This is a genomic window from Budvicia aquatica DSM 5075 = ATCC 35567 (assembly GCF_000427805.1).
GTDB lineage: Bacteria > Pseudomonadota > Gammaproteobacteria > Enterobacterales > Enterobacteriaceae > Budvicia > Budvicia aquatica.
Map to the genome: position 1 here is coordinate 1 of NZ_ATYS01000115.1, position 2,124 is coordinate 2,124.

Below are 2,124 nucleotides of genomic sequence, written 5' to 3' on the forward strand. Positions count from 1 at the left end.
GGAACGTGGCGGGCTAATTCATCGTTAGTTAATGCTCGATCACGGCGAATACTATTTATATTGCCAAAGCGGGAAGCAAGACGTGTCATGAGGAACCTCCTGATATTAAAGTCAATGAAACAAAAAGGCTGACATTTCTGTCAGCCTTTAGTAGTCAGTTCATTTCAGTAATATAGGGTTGAAAATTATTAGGATAGATAATATTTAATATTGGAGGGATATATTATCCTATTTTAACTAAATAAGAGAAAAGTGAGAACTAATCTATGGATGCGAAACCAATACTTCTACCTGATGGCAGGAAATATGTTTGTTTAGCCAGTCGATATAAGTGATTAATAAATCGTCCACCTCTATTTAAATCATCGCGAGGTTTACTTTCTTTTTTTATATCATTTATTAGGTTAAATGAAAAACCATTGAAGTCGTTAATCAATGTGCTGAAATTAGAGGATTTTATATTTTCGTAGTTGTCATTATCATATTTATTTTCCCCATTTTTTAAGTTTTTAGTTAATGTATGGTATATCAATTGACCTTTAATTGTTTTTTTATTTAATATATCAAAGCACATTTCATTAATATCTCGCCCAACTAAAGAATTAAAATCATTCTCTTTAAGATAGAAGTTAATATGAAGATATGGGATTTGATCACTATTGAGTAAAATCACCCAATAATAACCAACGATATTTTTTGAAAAAGCTTTCCTTGACCTGGAATTATTGAAGAATTTTTTTATAAAGTATTTTAAGTAGGGTGTAATCGGCTCGTTTACACCTTGTGGTGCTAATATTCTAATCGATATTGATAAAGAACCCGCTTTCTTGTGTTTTCTCATTATAGATGAATGATAATTAACTAACTGTTTAAAGTGTTTCATTTTTTTACTAATTAATTTATTTATAATATTTAATATATACTCACCATCTGGTGAGGAAAAAATAGGCTTCCTATCTATTGTATTTAAATAAAAACTATTTAAATACACATTTAGATTAATATCTTCTTTTGTTATTTTATTAAAGTAAAACAAACAATATTCATTATTTACATTCTTCAAAAGGTCTTTGTCTTTAGTGATATTTTTATATGAATCTTCTTTCTTTGGGAAAAGGAATCTAAAGTCGTCTAGCATTCTCTTAGCCATATAACCCTCATTCTTCTATTTATTTCCTGCCAAAATAAAAATTGGCATGATTTTTGCTTTAATGATAAAAGACAGTATATTTTAACATAAAAAACAATACATTTTAACGTAAATAATAGTACATAAAGAAGTGAAATGTTAGCTATATCTCACTCAAATAGCTATTTACCCCTGCCAACTGTTAGCGTAAGGGATTCATGGTATGCGAACCATGCTTTATTGGTTCTTATCTGAATGTTGGTTGTTTCTTACATTCTATCGATTGATAACTTTTTTAGCGTTCATCGTTAGTTGAACTATCGATTAATAGTAAAAGTCAGTGGGTAAGAAACGAGTATCTACCATTTCGTAAAAAGTCAAACTCAGCCCCAGAGTCAGGGTTGAACAGGCTGTATGGGCGATGACCATTAACTCGGTGTCTGACGGCTATTTCATGACGCCAAAGCGCCCCAAAAGGGCTAGATAGCTGGCACTCAATTGACTCAGATCAGCCGATAAACTGAAGTGATATGTCTAGTGTGTCCGGCGTTCACTAACTGCCCATGGTACTGAATACTGAGCTCAGCAGTGATGCATCGTTCATTATAGAGAGTGGTTTGCAGGCTCTTCTTTATCAATGTCAACCAGGCTCAAGTAACTTTTTACACAGTTTCACCATGTGATGTAGAGAATACGTTCGTCCCAGATTGAGTCATTGCTGATTGACTCTGATTATAGGTCCTCAGCCTACGCTAAGCGACTGAATCGCTCAGAGATGCTCACCACCAAATGACTTGAACTAACGGCACCTAAGGTGCCTGTACGCACGAATTCTCCCTCTTAATTCAACATTAGATGGAGAAGCATCACATGAATATTTTACAGATTGATTTAATGAATGACCAACTGGTCGACATGGTCTTTATTACCACACTGACTGGTCTAACGGATAAATGGTTTTATAAACTGATACAGCTAGGTCAGTTCCCTAAGCA

Annotated in this window: 2 protein-coding genes and 1 pseudogene; 1 reads left to right on the top strand and 2 read right to left on the bottom strand. The window is 33.5% G+C overall.

Going from position 1 to position 2,124, the window contains the following annotated elements; all coding sequences use genetic code 11:
- A pseudogene (locus YWE_RS31555) lies at nt 1-89 on the bottom strand (DUF932 domain-containing protein); the annotation flags it as partial.
- Between the two features lie 170 nt (nt 90-259).
- Entirely contained in the window at nt 260-1,150 is an 891-nt protein-coding gene (locus YWE_RS0120820; RefSeq protein WP_029096203.1) for a hypothetical protein, read from the bottom strand.
- A gap of 849 nt (nt 1,151-1,999) precedes the next feature.
- Here YWE_RS0120820 and YWE_RS31560 point away from each other — a divergent pair.
- On the top strand, nt 2,000-2,124 hold a 125-nt coding region (locus tag YWE_RS31560; protein ID WP_428829298.1), incomplete at its 3' end, for a helix-turn-helix transcriptional regulator.

What these genes read in the sequence shown, in the direction of transcription:
- YWE_RS0120820 (WP_029096203.1), bottom strand. Translation starts at nt 1,150, where the DNA reads ATGGCTAAGAGAATGCTAGACGACTTTAGATTCCTTTTCCCAAAGAAA.